At 71.5% G+C, this 16,750-nt stretch carries 13 protein-coding genes and 3 tRNA genes; 7 read left to right on the forward strand and 9 right to left on the reverse strand.

All coding sequences use genetic code 11. The features are described from left to right. Window positions 1-75: 75 nt before the first annotated feature. Window positions 76-1,065, forward strand: a complete 990-nt coding sequence (locus ABFX81_RS13050) for a 2-dehydropantoate 2-reductase N-terminal domain-containing protein (RefSeq protein WP_086854459.1) — start codon at window positions 76-78, stop codon at window positions 1,063-1,065. A 23-nt stretch (window positions 1,066-1,088) separates the two neighbouring features. On the opposite strand, the gene ABFX81_RS13055 is transcribed toward ABFX81_RS13050, so the two are convergent. From ABFX81_RS13055 to ABFX81_RS13065, 3 genes are all read right to left on the reverse strand, one after another. Then, window positions 1,089-1,165, reverse strand: a tRNA-Ile gene (locus ABFX81_RS13055). A gap of 189 nt (window positions 1,166-1,354) precedes the next feature. Beyond that, window positions 1,355-1,427, reverse strand: a tRNA-Asn gene (locus ABFX81_RS13060). A gap of 5 nt (window positions 1,428-1,432) precedes the next feature. Beyond that, window positions 1,433-1,505: transfer RNA gene (locus ABFX81_RS13065), tRNA-Asn, on the reverse strand. Between the two features lie 160 nt (window positions 1,506-1,665). On the opposite strand from ABFX81_RS13065, the gene ABFX81_RS13070 reads away from it, so the two are divergent. From ABFX81_RS13070 to ABFX81_RS13085, 4 genes are all read left to right on the forward strand, one after another. Further along, complete coding sequence (locus tag ABFX81_RS13070; RefSeq protein ID WP_086560002.1) at window positions 1,666-1,971, forward strand: YtxH domain-containing protein; 306 nt, start codon at window positions 1,666-1,668, stop codon at window positions 1,969-1,971. Between the two features lie 153 nt (window positions 1,972-2,124). Beyond that, complete coding sequence (locus tag ABFX81_RS13075; RefSeq protein ID WP_086854460.1) at window positions 2,125-3,570, forward strand: FGGY family carbohydrate kinase; 1,446 nt, start codon at window positions 2,125-2,127, stop codon at window positions 3,568-3,570. A gap of 102 nt (window positions 3,571-3,672) precedes the next feature. Beyond that, window positions 3,673-5,406, forward strand: a complete 1,734-nt coding sequence (locus tag ABFX81_RS13080; RefSeq protein WP_086854461.1) for an ABC transporter transmembrane domain-containing protein — start codon at window positions 3,673-3,675, stop codon at window positions 5,404-5,406. Beyond that, window positions 5,406-7,334 (forward strand): ABC transporter transmembrane domain-containing protein, encoded by a 1,929-nt coding sequence (locus ABFX81_RS13085; protein ID WP_086854462.1) that lies wholly within the window; start codon window positions 5,406-5,408, stop codon window positions 7,332-7,334. Before ABFX81_RS13080 ends, ABFX81_RS13085 begins: the two co-directional genes overlap by 1 nt. A gap of 153 nt (window positions 7,335-7,487) precedes the next feature. On the opposite strand, the gene ABFX81_RS13090 is transcribed toward ABFX81_RS13085, so the two are convergent. The 5 genes from ABFX81_RS13090 to ABFX81_RS13110 all read right to left on the reverse strand — a co-directional run bounded on the left by ABFX81_RS13090 (window position 7,488) and on the right by ABFX81_RS13110 (window position 14,481). Next, entirely contained in the window at window positions 7,488-8,780 is a 1,293-nt protein-coding gene (locus tag ABFX81_RS13090; protein ID WP_086854463.1) for a sigma-70 family RNA polymerase sigma factor, read from the reverse strand. Window positions 8,781-8,866: 86 nt separating this feature from the next. Further along, entirely contained in the window at window positions 8,867-10,789 is a 1,923-nt protein-coding gene (gene dnaG, locus ABFX81_RS13095) for a DNA primase (protein WP_086854464.1), read from the reverse strand. Between the two features lie 38 nt (window positions 10,790-10,827). Beyond that, entirely contained in the window at window positions 10,828-12,093 is a 1,266-nt protein-coding gene (locus tag ABFX81_RS13100) for an FAD-dependent oxidoreductase (RefSeq protein ID WP_086854465.1), read from the reverse strand. 179 nt (window positions 12,094-12,272) lie between these two features. Beyond that, window positions 12,273-13,550 carry a deoxyguanosinetriphosphate triphosphohydrolase gene (locus ABFX81_RS13105; RefSeq protein ID WP_086854466.1) on the reverse strand — a complete coding sequence of 426 codons (1,278 nt, stop codon included), beginning with the start codon at window positions 13,548-13,550 and terminating at the stop codon, window positions 12,273-12,275. A 157-nt stretch (window positions 13,551-13,707) separates the two neighbouring features. Then, window positions 13,708-14,481, reverse strand: coding sequence for a CbiX/SirB N-terminal domain-containing protein (locus ABFX81_RS13110; RefSeq protein ID WP_086854467.1), 774 nt, complete (start codon window positions 14,479-14,481; stop codon window positions 13,708-13,710). A gap of 214 nt (window positions 14,482-14,695) precedes the next feature. Here ABFX81_RS13110 and ABFX81_RS13115 point away from each other — a divergent pair, with 214 nt between their 5' ends. Continuing rightward, window positions 14,696-15,394 (forward strand): ElyC/SanA/YdcF family protein, encoded by a 699-nt coding sequence (locus ABFX81_RS13115; protein WP_086854468.1) that lies wholly within the window; start codon window positions 14,696-14,698, stop codon window positions 15,392-15,394. A 159-nt stretch (window positions 15,395-15,553) separates the two neighbouring features. Next, entirely contained in the window at window positions 15,554-15,862 is a 309-nt protein-coding gene (locus tag ABFX81_RS13120; protein ID WP_086854469.1) for a hypothetical protein, read from the forward strand. Window positions 15,863-15,972: 110 nt separating this feature from the next. On the opposite strand, the gene ABFX81_RS13125 is transcribed toward ABFX81_RS13120, so the two are convergent. Beyond that, window positions 15,973-16,740 (reverse strand): enoyl-CoA hydratase-related protein, encoded by a 768-nt coding sequence (locus tag ABFX81_RS13125; protein WP_086854470.1) that lies wholly within the window; start codon window positions 16,738-16,740, stop codon window positions 15,973-15,975. Window positions 16,741-16,750: the final 10 nt, after the last annotated feature.

The following is a 16,750-nucleotide window of genomic DNA, read 5'->3' on the forward strand; positions in this document are numbered from 1 at the left end:
AGTGATCACGGCAGTCCCGGCCGGAGGTGAACGCCTGCGGGTACGGTGGCGACGTCGTACCAAGGGGGGAGCGGAATGCGCTACGTCATCATCGGGTCCGGGGCAGTCGGCGGTTCGATCGGGGGACGGTTGCACGAAAGCGGCCGGTCCGTCGTCCTGATCGCCCGCGGCGCGCACTTCGAGGCGCTGCGCGACAACGGGCTGCGGCTGAAGGTCCCCACGGGCACGCTCACCCTCGACGTGCCCGTGGCGGCACGGCCCGAGGACGTCGAACTGCGCGAGGACGACGTGCTCGTCCTCGCCGTCAAGACCCAGGACACCGTGGCCGCTCTGGACGCCTGGGCCGCGCGGCCGGTGGCGGGCGGCGGCACGGCGGGCGAACGCCTGCCCCTGGTGTGCGCCCAGAACGGAGTGGAGAACGAGCGCCTGGCACTGCGCCGCTTCCGCGAGGTGTACGGCTTGTGCGTCGTCCTGCCCAGCACCTACCTGAACCCGGGCGAGGTCGTCGCGCCCTGCGGCCCGTACACCGGCGCCCTGGTCATCGGCCGGTACGGGACGGGTCCGGACGCGACCGCCCGGCGGATCGCGGACGACCTGGAGAAGTCCTGCTTCCTGGCTCCGGTGGTGGCGGACGTGATGCGCTGGAAGTACGGCAAGCTCCTCGGCAACCTCGCCAACGTGGTCGAGGCCGTGTGCGGCTCCGCCTCGGACGCCGCCGCGCGGGATCTGGTCGCCCGGGCGCAGGCCGAGGGCGCCGCGGTCCTCGACGCCGCGGGCATCGCCTACGTGAGCGAGGCCGAGATCACCGAGCTGCGCAGCGGGACGGTCGACCCGCAGCCGATCGCCGGCGAGCGCACGCGCGGCTCGTCCTGGCAGAGCCTGGCGCGGGGCGCGGGGTCGATCGAGACGGACTACCTCAACGGGGAGATCGTGCTGCTCGGCCGGGAGCACGGCGTGCCCACCCCGGTGAACGCGGCCCTGCAACACGCCGCCCGGGAGAGCGTGAGCCGGGAGCCGGGCAGTCTGACGGCCGAGGACCTGAGCAGGAACATCGAAGCCGTGTGAAACGGTTCTGCGCGTGTAGCGCCTGGTGGGGCGGGTGGGACTCGAACCCACGGCCGACGGATTATGAGTCCGCTGCTCTAACCGGCTGAGCTACCGCCCCATAGCGGCGTGTCGCGTACATGTGTGCGCGCCGTCTGCCGCAGCATAGCCGCTCATACGATCTCCTGCTTCGTGTGGTCGGCTCCGCACGGCCTTCGTGACCATGAGGACTGCGACGAGCGCCGCACGGTTCCCAGGAGATCGGAACGGACATGAAAAAGGACCCCTGTGGGGGCCCTCGTTCAGCGTGCTCCCCCGACTGGACTCGAACCAGTAACCTGCCGGTTAACAGCCGGCTGCTCTGCCAATTGAGCTACGGAGGACCGAGCTCCCCGGACTGGACTCGAACCAGTAACCTGCCGGTTAACAGCCGGCTGCTCTGCCAATTGAGCTACCGAGGAAGGTCTCGTTTTGCATCGAACGCACCTACCTGGGTATTCGCCAGGGGGCGCGCGCTCGCTGCGACACATACATTAGCGCAAGCAGGGGGGTGCTTCGCCAATCGGTACTCCCCGGCGCCCGCGCCGCACCGGAGACCCACGCAAGGGAAGGGTGACCGCCATGCGTTACCGGCTCACGTTCGTCGCCGGAGTCGTCCTGGGTTACGTGCTGGGCACGAGGGCCGGACGCGAGCGCTACGAACAGCTGAAGAAGTCGGCCCGCCAGTTCGCGCAGAACCCCGCCGTCCGCAACACCGCGGAGTCGGCGGCCCACCAGGGCCGCGAGTTCGCGGGCAAGGCGTACCACGTGGTGAGCGACAAGGTGGGCGACCGCGTCCCCGACTCGGTCGCCGACCGAGTCCGCCACCTCAAGGAGCGAGCCACCCACAACGGCGGCGAGGACGACTGGGGCACCAGCAATACGTAACAGTTCCTTCTCAGGCGCCGAGCACGCTCACGTCCCCAAGGGGCGCGGGGAACTGCGCGACCAGCCACGACGAGGCCCGCATCCAAAACCCGGCGACACCCCCCACGGCGCCCACGGCTCTAGCCGGCGCAGCGGTACGGCAGAATTTTGGCCATGGGGATAGTCGCCGGGTTGGACAGTTCACCCGATTTCACTCGCATCGTCGTCTGTGACTCGGACACCGGAGCCGTGCTCAGGCAGGGATATGCACCGCATCCGGTGGAGAGCCCCGACGGCGGCCGGCCGTCCGACGTCGACCCGCAGGCCTGGCTGCTGTCCCTGGGCGAGGCCGCGGGCGGCGGACTGCTGGAGGGTGTGCAGGCCATCGGCGTCTCGGCGCAGCAGAACGCCGTCGTGCCGCTGGACGCGCAGGGCAACACCGTCCGGCCGGCGATGGTCGGAGGCGACAAGCGCACGCAGGTCGCGGCGGCCGACCTGATCGACGCGCTCGGCGGGCGCGAGGCATGGGCGCAGGCGGTGGGGTGTGTGCCGCAGGCCGCGCAGCCGGTGACGAAGCTGCGCTGGCTGGCCCGGACCGAGCCGGAGCACGCGCAGCGCACGGCGGTCCTCCTCCAGGCGCACGACTGGCTGGTGTGGCAGCTGCTGGGCCGCCCGATCCGCAGGACCACCGACCGGGGCGGGGCGTCCAGCACGGGGTACTGGTCGGCGGCGACCGGCGCCTACCGGCCCGACCTCGTCGAGCTGGCGCTCGGGCACCAGGCCATGCTGCCGGAGGTGATCGGCCCGGCGGACGCGGCCGGCAGGACCCCGGAGGGGCTGCTGATCTCCGTGGGGACCGGCGAGACCATGGCGGCGGCGTTCGGGCTCGGCATCGGCCTCGGGGACGCGGTCGTGTCGCTGGGCGCGTCCGGGTCCGTGATGGCCGTGCACCCCGATGCGCTGGTCGACGGCTCCGGGATGATCACCGCCCTCGCCGACGCGACCGGCATGCACCTGCCCGTCGTCACCACGCTGAACGCCGTACGGACGCTGCGCGGGACCGCCGAGCTGCTGGGGCTGCCGGATCTGGAGAGCCTGTCCGAGCTGGCGATGAAGTCGACGCCGGGGGCGCACGGGCTGGTGCTGCTGCCCTATCTGGAGGGTGAGCGGACGCCGAACCTGCCGCACACCGCCGGGACCCTGGCGGGGCTGCGGCGCGAGTCGATGAAGGCGGAGCACCTGGCGCGGGCCGCGTTCGAGGGCATGCTGTGCGGGCTCGCGGACGCGCTGGACGTGCTGCGCGCCCGGGGCGTGGAGGTGCGGCGGGTGTTCCTGCTCGGTCCGGCCGCCGAACTGCCCGCCGTGCAGGCCGCCGCGCCCTCGCTGTTCGGAACGCAGGTCGTGGTGCCGCAGCCGGCGGACTACGCGGCGATCGGCGCCGCCCGGCAGGCGGCCTGGGCGCTCGGGACGTCCCAGGGCTCGCTCGACGCACGGACCCCGCCGGCCTGGCAGGGCGCGGTCGCGCAGGTACTGGAGCCCGGGGAGGAGCTGGCCGTGGGGCAGGCGGTGCGGCAGCAGTTCGTGGCGGTGCGGGAGCAGACGCACCCCGGGGCGTTTTGACCGCCTGTTGGGTTAATTCGGTTGAGGTAACGCGGGTGGAGTGTTCGACGATAGGGGCCAGGGGCAATCAACCGCCCCGTCGTCCACCTCGAGAGAAGCAGCGTGCTCATACGACTCCTGCGCACCCATCTCAGGCCGTACAAGAGGCCCATCACCCTGCTGGTGCTGCTGCAGTTCCTGCAGACCTGCGCCACGCTCTACCTGCCCACACTCAACGCGGACATCATCGACCAGGGTGTCGTGAACGGTGACACCGGCTACATCCTGGGCTACGGCGCCCTGATGATCGGCATCTCGCTGGTCCAGGTGGTGTGCAACATCGGTGCCGTGTACTACGGCGCCCGCACGGCGTCGGCGCTCGGGCGGGACGTGCGCGCGGCCGTGTTCGACCGCGTGCAGTCGTTCTCCGCGCGTGAGGTCGGTCACTTCGGGGCGCCGTCGCTGATCACCCGTACGACGAACGACGTCCAGCAGGTGCAGATGCTGGCGCTGATGACGTTCACGCTGGTGGTGTCGGCGCCGATCATGTGCGTGGGCGGCATCGTGCTGGCGCTGGGCCTGGACGTGCCGCTGTCCGGGGTGCTGGTGGCGGTCGTGCCGGTGCTGGGCATCTGCGTGACGCTGATCGTGCGGCGGCTGCGGCCGCTGTTCCGGTCGATGCAGGAGCGGCTGGACACCGTGAACCGGGTGCTGCGCGAGCAGATCACCGGCAACCGCGTCATCCGTGCCTTCGTCCGGGACGAGTACGAGCAGCAGCGCTTCCGGAAGGCCAATACCGATCTCACGGACTTCGCGCTGGGCACCGGCAATCTGCTCGCGCTGATGTTCCCGATCGTCATGACGGTGGTGAACCTGTCGTCGATCGCCGTGGTGTGGTTCGGCGCGCACCGCATCGACAGCGGCGGGATGCAGATCGGGGACCTGACCGCGTTCCTCGCCTATCTGATGCAGATCGTCATGTCCGTGATGATGGCCACCTTCATGTTCATGATGGTGCCGCGCGCGGAGGTGTGTGCCGAGCGCATCCAGGAGGTGCTGGACACCTCGTCGAGCGTCGTGCCGCCCTCGGCGCCCGTGCGGGAGCTGCGCCGGCACGGTCATCTGGAGCTGCGCGGGGCGGGCTTCCGCTATCCGGGTGCCGAGGAGCCGGTGCTGCGGGCGGTGGACCTGGTGGCCCGGCCGGGCGAGACGACCGCCGTCATCGGCTCGACCGGCAGCGGCAAGTCCACGCTGCTCGGGCTGGTCCCGCGGCTGTTCGACGCGACCGACGGGCAGGTGCTCGTGGACGGGGTCGAGGTGGCTCGGATCGACCCGGAGCTGCTCGCGAAGACCGTCGGGATGGTGCCGCAGAAGCCGTATCTGTTCGCGGGCACGGTGGCCACCAACCTGCGCTACGGCAACCCGGACGCCACCGACGAGGAGCTGTGGCACGCGTTGGAGGTGGCGCAGGCCAGGGACTTCGTGGAGCGGCTGGAGGGCGGGCTGGACGCGCCGGTCTCGCAGGGCGGGACGAACGTCTCCGGCGGTCAGCGGCAGCGGCTCGCGATCGCCCGGACGCTCGTGCAGCGGCCCGAGATCTACCTCTTCGACGACTCCTTCTCCGCGCTCGACTACGCCACGGACGCCGCCCTGCGGGCCGCGCTCGCGCAGGAGACCGCCGAGGCGACCGTCGTGATCGTCGCCCAGCGGGTGGCGACCATCCGGGACGCCGACCGGATCGTGGTCCTCGACGGGGGCCGGGTCGTCGGCACCGGCCGGCACCACGAGCTGATGGCGGACAACGAGACCTACCGGGAGATCGTGCTCTCCCAGCTCACGGAAGCGGAGGCTGCCTGATGGCGGGGCCCATGGGGCGGATGATGGCCGGGGGCGGCCCCGACCAGCGCTCGCTGGACCTGAAGGGGTCGGGCAAACGGCTCGTCGCGCAGTTCCGGCCGGAGCGGCTGACCATCTGCGTGCTGCTGCTGTGCGTGGTGCTCAGCGTCGGCCTCAACGTCGTCGGACCGAAGATCCTCGGCAAGGCGACCGACCTGGTCTTCGCGGGCATCGTCGGGCGGGACATGCCGGCGGGGGCGAGCAAGGAGCAGGTCCTCGACTCCATGCGGCAGCGCGGGGACGCCGACGTCGCCGACATGCTGCGCAGCACCGACTTCACGCCCGGCAAGGGCATCGACTTCACGGCCGTGGGGAACGTGCTGCTGCTCGCGCTGGGCGTGTTCACGGTGGCCGGGCTGCTGATGGCGGTGGCGACGCGGCTGGTGAACCGGGCCGTGAACCGCACCATGTTCCGGATCCGCGAGGACGTGCAGACGAAGCTGTCCCGGCTGCCGCTGTCGTACTTCGACAAGCGCCAGCGCGGCGAGGTGCTGTCCCGCGCGACGAACGACATCGACAACATCGGGCAGACGCTCCAGCAGTCGATGGGGCAGCTCATCAACTCGATGCTGACCATCATCGGCGTCCTCGCCATGATGTTCTACGTCTCCTGGATCCTCGCGCTGGTCGCGCTGGTGACCGTGCCGCTGTCGTTCGCCATCGCCCGGCGCGTGGGCAAGCGGTCGCAGCCGCACTTCGTGCAGCAGTGGCGCTCGACGGGCAAACTCAACGCGCACATCGAGGAGATGTACTCCGGGCACGCGCTGGTCAAGGTGTTCGGGCGGCAGGAGGAGTCGGCGCGGCAGTTCGCCGAGCAGAACGAGGCGCTGTACGAGGCAGGGTTCAGGGCGCAGTTCAACAGCGGGGTCATGCAGCCGCTGATGTTCTTCGTGTCGAACCTCAACTACGTGCTGGTCGCGGTCGTCGGCGGGCTGCGGGTCGCCTCGGGCTCGCTGTCGATCGGTGATGTGCAGGCCTTCATCCAGTACTCGCGGCAGTTCTCCATGCCGCTGACGCAGCTCGCGTCCATGGCGAACCTGGTGCAGTCGGGTGTCGCCTCGGCGGAGCGGGTCTTCGAGCTGCTGGACGCTCAGGAGCAGAGCGCCGATCCGGTGCCGGGCGTGCGGCCCGAGGAACTGCGCGGGCAGGTGGCGCTGGAGCACGTGACCTTCCGCTACGACCCCGACAAGCCGCTCATCGAGGATTTGTCGCTGAAGGTCGAGCCCGGGCAGACGGTGGCCATCGTCGGCCCGACGGGTGCCGGCAAGACGACGCTGGTGAACCTGCTGATGCGGTTCTACGACGTCACCGGCGGGCGCATCACCCTCGACGGCGTCGACATCGCGCGGATGTCCCGGGACGAACTACGCGCCGGTATCGGCATGGTGCTCCAGGACACCTGGCTGTTCGGCGGCACGATCGCGGAGAACATCGCGTACGGGGCGTCCCGGAAGGTGACCCGCGGGGAGGTCGAGGAGGCCGCCCGGGCCGCGCACGCGGACCGGTTCGTCCGTACGCTGCCGGACGGGTACGACACGGTGATCGACGACGGGGGGACGGGGGTCAGCGCGGGCGAGAAGCAGCTGATCACCATCGCACGGGCGTTCCTGTCCGATCCGGTGATCCTGGTGCTGGACGAGGCGACGAGTTCGGTCGACACGCGGACCGAGGTGCTGATCCAGAAAGCCATGGCGAAACTCGCCCACGGGCGGACGTCGTTCGTCATCGCGCACCGGCTGTCGACGATCCGGGACGCGGACACGATTCTGGTGATGGAGGACGGGGCGATCGTGGAGCAGGGCACGCACGGGGAGCTGCTGGCGGCGGACGGGGCGTATGCGCGGTTGTACAAGGCGCAGTTCGCGCAGGCGGTGGCCGAGGTCGACTGAGCCGCCTTCGGGGGTGCCATGTGGTGTCGTGGGGCGGCTGCGGGCCCGTTGCGGCTGGTCGCGCAGTTCCCCGCGCCCCTGGGTACGTGCAGCTGACGCCCTTCAGGGGCGCGGGGAACTGCGCGACCGACCCCCACCGGCCCGCAGGCGGCATCAGTCCAGATAACCCCTCAGCTGGTCCGCGAAGGCGTGGTCGCGGAGCTTGTTGAGGGTCTTGGACTCGATCTGCCTTATCCGCTCCCTGGTGACGCCGAAGATGCGGCCGATCTCCTCCAGCGTGCGGGGGCGGCCGTCGGCGAGGCCGTAACGGAGCTGGACGACCTTGCGCTCCCGCTCCCCCAGGGTCGACAGGACCGCTTCCAGGTGCTCCTTGAGGAGGAGGAACGCGGCGGATTCGACGGGGCTGGTGGCGTCGCCGTCCTCGATGAGGTCGCCGAGGGCGACGTCGTCCTCCTCGCCCACGGGCGCGTGCAACGACACCGGTTCCTGGGCGAGGCGCAGCACTTCGCTGACGCGCTCCGGGGGCAGGTCGAGGTGGGCGGCGACCTCTTCCGGCGACGGCTCGTAGCCCCGTTCCTGGAGCATGCGGCGCTGGACGCGGACGACCCGGTTGATGAGCTCCACGACGTGCACGGGCACCCGGATGGTGCGGGCCTGGTCGGCCAGGGCGCGGGACATGGCCTGGCGGATCCACCAGGTGGCGTAGGTGGAGAACTTGTAGCCGCGGGCGTAGTCGAACTTCTCGACGGCCCGGATGAGCCCGAGATTGCCCTCCTGGACGAGGTCGAGCATGGTCAGCCCGCGCCCGACGTAGCGCTTGGCGACGGAGACGACCAGGCGGAGGTTGGCCTCGATGAGCCGCCGCTTGGCCATCCGGCCCATGACGACGAGGCGGTCGAGATCCAGCGCCAACTGGCTGTCCAGGTCGGGGGCGAGCCGCAGCTTCTCCTCCGCGAACAGGCCGGCCTCGACGCGGCGGGCGAGCTCGACCTCCTCGGCGGCGGTCAGCAGGGGGATGCGGCCGATCTCCCGCAGGTACTGGCGGAACAGGTCCGAGGAGGGGCCGCTGGTGTCGGCGCGGGCCGGTGGCGGTTCGACGGCTTCGGGAGCCTCGGCCGTCTCGACGGCCTCGGCGGGCGGCTCCTCCGGTTCCGGCTCGGGGCGGAGCACGACGCGGCCCTGCGCCGGGACCGCGGGAAGGACGTCGTCCTCCGCGTCCGGTGCGGTGCCGTCGGCGCCGACGGCAGCGCTGACGTCGGTCTGGGTGAGGGTCTGGGTCTGCACGGGGGCGACCTCCAGGATGATCGCTGCCAAGGAGTACGGCAGCGGTACTTCGGGGGCGGAGTCGGCGGCCTCGCCGCTGTCCGTCCCGTACGCGATGAGCGGAACCGCGGGGGTCTGGGACCCGTCGGGGACGGATCGGCCGCGCTCCGAGGACTCAGGCACCGGAACCCAGTGTGGGGTAAGACACATCGTCGCCACGAGGGGCGTGCGATGACTTTTTGCTTCCGGTCCGTGACCGCGCGGTGACCTCAGAGCGCGGCGGCGCCGTGTTCCCGCAGGGCCTGGTCGTACTGCTGGAGGACCCAGAGTTCGTTCTGCACGGCGGCGAGCTGGGCCGGGTCGCCGTGGCTGCCGAGGCGGGTGAGCTGGCTCGTGATGTCGCGGATGCGGCGTTCGACGGCGCGGCGGCGGACGGTGACCAACTGGGCGCCCGCGTAGGTCTCGTCGACGCCCTTCACGCCCTTGTGCAGCAGGATCGCCTCGACGGCCAGTTCCGTCACCATCGCGCGGACCGCGTCGTCCGGGGCGGCCTCACGGACCTTGACCAGGTAGTCCTGGGGGTCCACGACGCCCAGTTCGGCGCCGCCGGCGTCCATGATCGCCTGGCGTACGGCGGCATACGGCGGGGCGGTGAACTCGTCGACGCCGTACGCGTCGAAGGCCGGGGAAACCAACTCGGGGCGCTGGAGGGCGAGTTTGAGGAGCTCGCGTTCGGTGGCGTAGACGGGGTTGCGGAGGTTGAGGGCCGGGCCGCGGGGGCCGGCGGACGGCTGGGCGGAGGCGTACTGCTGCGACCCGTGCTGCCGGCGGTCCGGGGCCGGGCCCTTGCCGCCGCGGTCGCGGGCCCAGCGGGCCAGCTGCGCCACGCGCTTGACCACGAACTGGGTGTCGAGGATGCCGAGCATGCCGGCGAGCTGGACGGCGACCTCGTGCTGGGCGCCGCTGTTCTTGATGCGGGCGACGATCGGGGCCGCCTCGTCCAGGGCGGCGGCGCGGCCCGCGGGTGTGTCGAGGTCGTAGCGGACGACGATCTGGCGGAGGGCGAACTCGAAGAGCGGGGTGCGGGGTTCGACCAGGTCCGCCACCGCCTCGTCGCCCTTGGCGAGCCGCAGGTCGCAGGGGTCCATGCCGTCGGGGGCGATGGCGATGTACGTCTCGGCGGCGAACTTCTGGTCGTCCTCGAACGCGCGCAGGGCCGCCTTCTGGCCGGCCGCGTCGCCGTCGAAGGTGAAGATGACGCGGGCCGAGCCGTTGTCCATCAGCAGCCGGCGGAGGATCTTGATGTGGTCGCCGCCGAAGGCCGTGCCACAGGTGGCGATGGCGGTCGTCACCCCGGCCAGGTGGCAGGCCATCACGTCCGTGTAGCCCTCGACGACCACCGCGCGGGACGCCTTGGCGATGTCCTTCTTCGCCAGGTCGATGCCGTACAGGACCTGGGACTTCCGGTAGATCGCCGTGTCGGGCGTGTTGAGGTACTTGGGGCCGTTGTCCGCCTCGTACAGCTTGCGGGCGCCGAAGCCGACGACCTCGCCGCCGATGTCGCGGATGGGCCACATCAGGCGGCCGCGGAAGCGGTCGATGGGGCCGCGGCGGCCCTCCTGGGCGAGGCCGGAGAGGATGAGCTCCTTGTCCGTGAAGCCCTTGCCGCGCAGATAGCGCGTGAGGTGGTCCCAGCCCTGGGGGCTGTAGCCGACGCCGAAGTGGACGGCGGCGGCCTGGTCGAAACCGCGCTCGGCGAGGAAGACCCGGCCGGTGTCGGCCTCGGGGGAGGTCGCGAGCTGTTCCGCGTACCACTCGGCCGCGATCTTGTGGGCCTCGACCAGGCGGATCCGTTCGCCGCGCTGGTGGGAGGGGTTGTACCCGCCCTCCTCGTAGCGCAGGGTGATGCCCGCCTGACCGGCCAGGCGCTCGACCGCCTCCGAGAAGGAGAGGTGGTCGATCTTCATCACGAACGTGATGGTGTCGCCGCCCTCCTGGCAGCCGAAGCAGTGGAACAGTCCCTTGCTGGGGCTGACCTGGAAGGACGGCGACTTCTCGTCGTGGAACGGGCAGAGACCCTTGAGGTTGCCGCCGCCCGCGTTGCGCAGCTGGAGGTACTCGGACACCACGGCGTCGATCGGGACCGCGTCCCGTACCGCCTTCACGTCCTCGTCGTTGATCCGTCCAGCCACGCAGCGATTCTACGGGGGCGGAGTGACAGTCCTGACGGCTACGAGGCGAGGCTGTCCAGCGGCGCGTGCGGGTCCGCCAGCGCCTCCGTGTTCACCCGGGCCCTGGAGCGGATCAGCTGCTGGATCTTGTCTGTGACGTCCCACACGTTCACGTTCATCCCGGCCAGCACCCGGCCCTCCTTCACCCAGAAGGCGACGAACTCGCGCCGGCTCGCGTCCCCCCGGATCACCACCTGGTCGTACGTCCCCGGCGGCGCCCAGCCCGAGTACTCCATGCCGAGGTCGTACTGGTCGGAGAAGAAGTAGGGCACACGGTCGTACGTCACGTCCCGGCCGAGCATGCAGCGGGCGGCCGCCGGGCCACCGTTCAGCGCGTTGGCCCAGTGCTCCACCCGCATGCTGGTCTCGAAGAGGGCGTGGTGGAAGGAGGCCACGTCGCCGGCCGCGTAGATGTCGGGGTCGGAGGTGCGCAGCCGCTCGTCGACCACGACGCCGCCGCCCCGCGCCCGGTCGGCGATCTCCAGCCCGGCCGCCTCCGCGAGGGCGACCCGGGGGGCCGCGCCGATCGCGGCCAGGACGTCGTGTGCCGGGTGTTCCTCGCCGTCGTCCGTGCGGGCCGCGAGGACCATGCCGTCCTGGCCGACGATCTCGGTGAGCCGGGTGCCGAACTGGAAGCGGACGCCGTGGTCGCGGTGCAGGTCGGCGAAGAGCTGGCCGAGCTCGGGGCCGAGGACCGAGTGCAGCGGGGTCGGACCGCGGTGGATCACGGTGACCTCCGCGCCGTACTCGCGGGCCGCCGCCGCGACCTCCAGGCCGATCCAGCCGGCGCCCGCGATCACGAGGTGGCCGTTGTCCCGCCCGAGGTTGGTCAGCACGTGTTTGAGCCGCTCGGCGTGGGCGAGGCGGCGCAGGTGGTGGACACCGGCCAGGCCCGTGCCCGGGATGTCGAGACGGCGGGGCTCCGCGCCGGTCGCCAGGAGCAGCTTGTCGTAGCGGACGACGGTGCCGTCCTCGCCGAAGCGGACCGTCTTCGCCGTGCGGTCGATCGCGTCGACGGTCTGGCCGAGGTGCAGCTCGATGTCGTTCGCCGCGTACCAGGCGGGCTCGTGTACGAAGACGCTGTCGCGTTCCTCCTTGCCGAGGAGGTAGCCCTTGGACAGCGGCGGGCGCTCGTAGGGGTGGTCACGTTCGTCGCAGATCAGTATCACGCGGCCGGTGAAGCCCTCCGTCCGGAGCGTTTCGGCCGCCTTGGCGCCGGCGAGTCCGCCTCCGACGATGACGAATGTCTGATCCGCGTCGACCACTTGGTGCCTCCTCGTAAGGGTGTCGCCACTTGCGAGCGTCCCGCACGGAGCGTGATGCGGGAAGAGGGAGTGACCCGATCAGGCCACGGAGGGTCACGATCGGGCGTGCCGTGTTCCCCTGCTTCCCGGGTGTTGTCCCCTGTTTCCCGTCGTTTTTCCCGTTGGTTTTCCCGCCAGTCTCATGCGTGCCCTGTCAGACGGGCGTGAAGCGAGCGGGCGGAGGTGTCGGTGAGGGAGGCGATCTGGTCGACGATCACCCGCTTGCGGGCGCGGTCGTCCGGCGCCCGGTCGAACAGGGCGCGGAACTGCGGGTCCAGGCCGTCCGGGGAGCGGGCGGTGAGCGCCTCGGCCAGTTCGGCGACGACGATGCGCTGGTCGGCGCGCAGGCGTTCCTGCTCGGCGCGCTGCATGACGTAGAGGTCGGCGACGGCCTTGAGGACGGCGCACTCCATCCGGGTCCCGCGCGGGACGACCAGCTCGGCGGCGTACCGGGTGAGCCGTCCGGCGCCGTACGCGGTGCGGGTCGCGCTCTCGGCGGCCAGGCAGAAGCGGCCGATGAGCTGGCTGGTGGCGTCCTTCAGCCGGGCCTGGGCGACGGCGGTGCCGTCGTAGCCGTGCGGCCACCACTCCTGGGCGAGGAGCCGGTCCAGGGCCTCGGCGAGTTCGGCGGGGTCGGTGTCCGCCGGTACGTAACGGTCGCGGGCGACCTGGAAGACGTCCCGCCGTTCGGGTTCCGCGTGCAGGCAGTTCGGGTCGATGTGGCCGGCGTGCAGGCCGTCCTCCACGTCGTGCACCGAGTAGGCGACGTCGTCGGACCAGTCCATGACCTGCGCCTCGAAGCAGATACGGGTGCCGGGGGCGTCCTTGCGGACCCAGTCGAAGACCGGGCGGTCGTCGTCGTAGACGCCGAACTTGCGGGACGCCGGGTCGGTGGGGTGGGCGCCGCGGGGCCAGGGGTACTTGGTGGCGGCGTCGAGGGCGGCACGGGTGAGGTTGAGGCCGACGGAGCCCTCGAGGGTGAACCGTTTGGGCTCGATGCGGGTGAGGAGTCTGAGGGACTGGGCGTTGCCCTCGAAGCCGCCGCAGTCCGCCGCGAACTCGTTGAGGGCCTGTTCGCCGTTGTGGCCGAAGGGCGGGTGGCCGAGGTCGTGGGAGAGGCAGGCGGCTTCCACGAGGTCCGGGTCACAGCCGAGGGCCGCGCCCAGCTCGCGGCCGACCTGGGCGCATTCGAGGGAGTGGGTGAGGCGGGTGCGGGGGCTGGCGTCCCAGGCCGGGCCCATGGTGCCGGGCGTCACCACTTGGGTTTTGCCGGCGAGTCTTCTCAGGGCGGCGCTGTGCAGGACTCGGGCCCGGTCGCGTTGGAAGGCGGTGCGGCCGGGGCGTTTGTCTGGTTCCGGGGCCCAGCGGTCGGCTGACGCCGGGCCGTAGGCCGGGGGGGTTTGCGAGGTGCCTGCCATGTGTCGACAGTACGGGCATGGGTGTGCTGTGTGCCTGAGCGTTTGCCGGGTTCGGGTGTGTGGCGGGTGCGGGTCGGGTGTGGCTGGTCGCGCCCACGCGGCGGAGCCGCAAATCGGCACAGCCCCGCGCCCCCTGGGTACCTGCACCAACCCGCGTTCAAGCCGAAGCCAGTTCGGGCACAGCCGGGGACGCCGCCGCCAGAGTCTCGTCGTAGCGGTGGAGGAGGAGGTGGGCCATGGAGGGGTGCGTGCCGAGGGGGGCCGCCGCTATCCAGGGGGCCGACTGGGCGCACTCCGTGGCGAAGCGGCCGGGGGCCGTGAAGTAGGAGGCCAGGGCTATGTGGCGGCGGCCCCGCGCGAGGAGGGTGCGGACGGCCGTCTCGACCGTCGGGGTCGCTGCCGAGGCGTAGGCCGGGAGGACCGGGACGCCCAGGCGGGCCGCGAGGAGGTGGGCCGTGCGGGTGGTGTCCGTCTTGGCGTCCGGGTCGCGGGAGCCGGCCGCGGCGAGTACCACCGCGCTGGTGCGGCGGGGCGTCCCGCCCCAGCCGGCCTCCGTCAGGCGGGCCTGGAGGGCGTCCACCAGCAGGGGGTGCGGGCCCAGGGGGCCCGCCACGTGGGTGCGGGCCGGGGAGGCCGCGGCCATCTCGGGGATGTCCTGCTTGACGTGGTAGCCGCGGCTGAGGAGCAGGGGGACCAGGACCGCCTCCGTGTCTCCCAGGGCGGCGAGCGTGTCGGGGAGCAGGGGGGCGTTCAGTTCGATGTGCCCGAGGTGCACCGGCACGTCGGGGCGCAGCGCGCGGACCCGGTCCAGGAGCGCGCGTACGGTGCTCAGCGCACGGGGGTCGCGGCTGCCGTGCGCCACGACCACGAGGGCGGGCGCGGCCGGGCGGCGCGTGGCGGGCTGCGGGACGAGGCTGAGCTGACTGGGCATGCAACCGATGGTCGCCGCCGCACGTTGCCTTCCCGTTGCGTGGGCGTCACGGGTGTTTTCCGGCGGTTCACCATGCGGGACAGGTGCGGTGTGAGGCCGTCTGAGCTGGAGTTTCCGTGTAACGAGTGAAGCTGGTCACGCGTACGCGGATGAACCGGGCGGCCCGTGCGGGCGTCCCTGACTGTCGAGGGGCCGACCCGGGGAGGGACCGCCGATGCGTCGTGTGACGTTCCGCAGACCACGGCTGCCGCGTACCCGGCGGGGGCAGCGGCGGCTCGTGCAGGCCGTGATGGCCGGGTGCGTGCTCGCGCTGCTTCCGGCGACCTGGATGTACGTGGCCGCGGGTGACCGGCTGCGGACGGCGGCGGACGTGCCGCGGACCGAGGTGGCCGTGGTGTTCGGTGCCGGGCTGTGGGACGGGGAGCCGTCGCCGTACCTCGCGCACCGGCTGGACGCGGCGGCCGGACTGTACCGGGAGGGGCGGGTCGAGGTGGTGCTCGTCACCGGGGACAACAGCCGCGAGGACTACGACGAGCCGGACGCGATGCGCGTGTACCTGACGCGGCACGGGGTGCCCGACGGGCGGATCGTCAGCGACTACGCGGGGTTCGACACCTGGGACTCCTGTGTGCGGGCGAAGAAGATCTTCGGGGTGGACGAGGCCGTGCTGATCAGTCAGGGGTTCCACATCCGGCGGGCGGTGGCTCTGTGTCAGGCGGCGGGCGTCGAGTCGTACGGGGTGGGGGTGGACGCCGTACACGACGCGACCTGGTACTACGGGGGTGCACGGGAGATCCTCGCCGCCGGGAAGGCGGCTCTGGACGCGGTGTTCCGGCCGGACCCCCGGTTCCTGGGGCCCCGGGAGCCGGGTGTGGAGCGGGCACTGTCCACGGCCGGGGAGACGCTCGGATGAATCCGGACTTTCTCCCCTTGCGGGTTTGACGCGCTCATTTCACCCCGGAGTGTGAAATACAGCTTGGACGCTCTCTGTAGTCGTGCGATCACGCTTAGCGTTTTCCCCGTGCGGCGGCGGATCGGGCCGTCCGCCGCGAACTGGGGGAAAGGACAGCTGATGACTCGACTTCGCTCCGCGCTGGTCACGGTCGCCGCGGTCGCGCTGCTGGCCGGGACGGCCGCCATGGGGACCGCCTCGGCGGAACCCGTGGCCGCCGCGCCGGTCGAGGCCATGGAGCCGGGCTGTGCCAAGCTCGGCGCCTACGGCCCCGGGTGGGCGGACATCCACAACGTGTGCGGGCACACCATCTCCGCCAGCGTGGAAGTCGACGGCTGGGACCCGTCGTGCATCCAGATCGGCCCGCACGGGACCGGCAGGATCGGTCTGGAGGCGGGCGACGACCCGTATTACGCGTACGAGTGCTGACCACGGCGTACGCGAGCTGACCGGGGCCGTGTCCTGACCAGACACAGCCCCTGAACGTGGCCGGGGGCGGGAGAGCGGCCGGCGCGCTCCGCGCGTCCCGCCCCCGGCTGTCAGAGCCCGCGGAAGGCCGGTGGGCGCTTCTCCAGGAACGCCGTCATCCCCTCCTTCTGGTCCTCGGTGGCGAACAGGGCGTGGAACAACCGCCGTTCGTAGCGGAGGCCGTCCCGCAGGCCCGTCTCCAGGGACCGGTCGACGCACTCGCGGGCCGCCCTGACCGCCGTACGGCCGTACGAGGCGATGGCCGCCGCCGCTTCCAGGGCCTCGGTGAGGACCCGGTCGTCGGGGACCACGCGGGAGACCAAGCCGCAGCGCTCGGCCTCCCGGGCGTCCATCGTGCGGCCGGTGAGCACCAGGTCCATGGCCTTGGCCCGGCCCACCAGACGGGTCAGCCGCTGGGTGCCGCCGATGCCGGGTATCACACCCAGCTTGATCTCCGGCTGGCCGAACAGGGCCGACTCGCCCGCGACGACCAGATCGCACATCATGGCCAGCTCACAGCCGCCGCCGAGCGCGTAGCCGGCCACGGCGGCGATCTTCGGGGTGCGCAGGTCCGCGAAGTCCTCCCAGGCCGCGAAGTAGTCCTCGGCCATCATGTCCACGGCCGACCTGCCCGCCATCTCCCTGATGTCCGCGCCGGCCGCGAAGACCTTCTCCGAGCCGGTGACGACGAAGCAGCCCACCTCCGGGTCCCGGTCCAGCGGGCCGAGGACGCCGAGGAGTTCGGCGAGCAGCTCGGAGCTGAGCGCGTTCAGGGCGTGCGGGCGGTGCAGGCGGACGGTCACCACGCGGCCGTCCCGTTCGACTTTCAGGTGGTTCATCTTTCCTCCC

Origin of the sequence: Streptomyces coeruleofuscus (assembly GCF_039532725.1) — a bacterium.
GTDB classification, from domain to species: Bacteria; Actinomycetota; Actinomycetes; order Streptomycetales; family Streptomycetaceae; genus Streptomyces; species Streptomyces coeruleofuscus.

Bases quoted from the DNA above. Each gene is read 5' to 3' on its own strand.
- ABFX81_RS13070 (WP_086560002.1), top strand. From the start codon at position 1,666: ATGCGTTACCGGCTCACGTTCGTCGCCGGAGTCGTCCTGGGTTACGTG.
- ABFX81_RS13125 (WP_086854470.1), bottom strand. From the start codon at position 16,740: ATGAACCACCTGAAAGTCGAACGGGACGGCCGCGTGGTGACCGTCCGC.
- ABFX81_RS13085 (WP_086854462.1), top strand. From the start codon at position 5,406: ATGGCGGGGCCCATGGGGCGGATGATGGCCGGGGGCGGCCCCGACCAG.
- ABFX81_RS13075 (WP_086854460.1), top strand. From the start codon at position 2,125: ATGGGGATAGTCGCCGGGTTGGACAGTTCACCCGATTTCACTCGCATC.
- ABFX81_RS13105 (WP_086854466.1), bottom strand. From the start codon at position 13,550: ATGGCAGGCACCTCGCAAACCCCCCCGGCCTACGGCCCGGCGTCAGCC.
- ABFX81_RS13050 (WP_086854459.1), top strand. From the start codon at position 76: ATGCGCTACGTCATCATCGGGTCCGGGGCAGTCGGCGGTTCGATCGGG.
- ABFX81_RS13115 (WP_086854468.1), top strand. From the start codon at position 14,696: ATGCGTCGTGTGACGTTCCGCAGACCACGGCTGCCGCGTACCCGGCGG.
- ABFX81_RS13120 (WP_086854469.1), top strand. From the start codon at position 15,554: ATGACTCGACTTCGCTCCGCGCTGGTCACGGTCGCCGCGGTCGCGCTG.
- ABFX81_RS13110 (WP_086854467.1), bottom strand. From the start codon at position 14,481: ATGCCCAGTCAGCTCAGCCTCGTCCCGCAGCCCGCCACGCGCCGCCCG.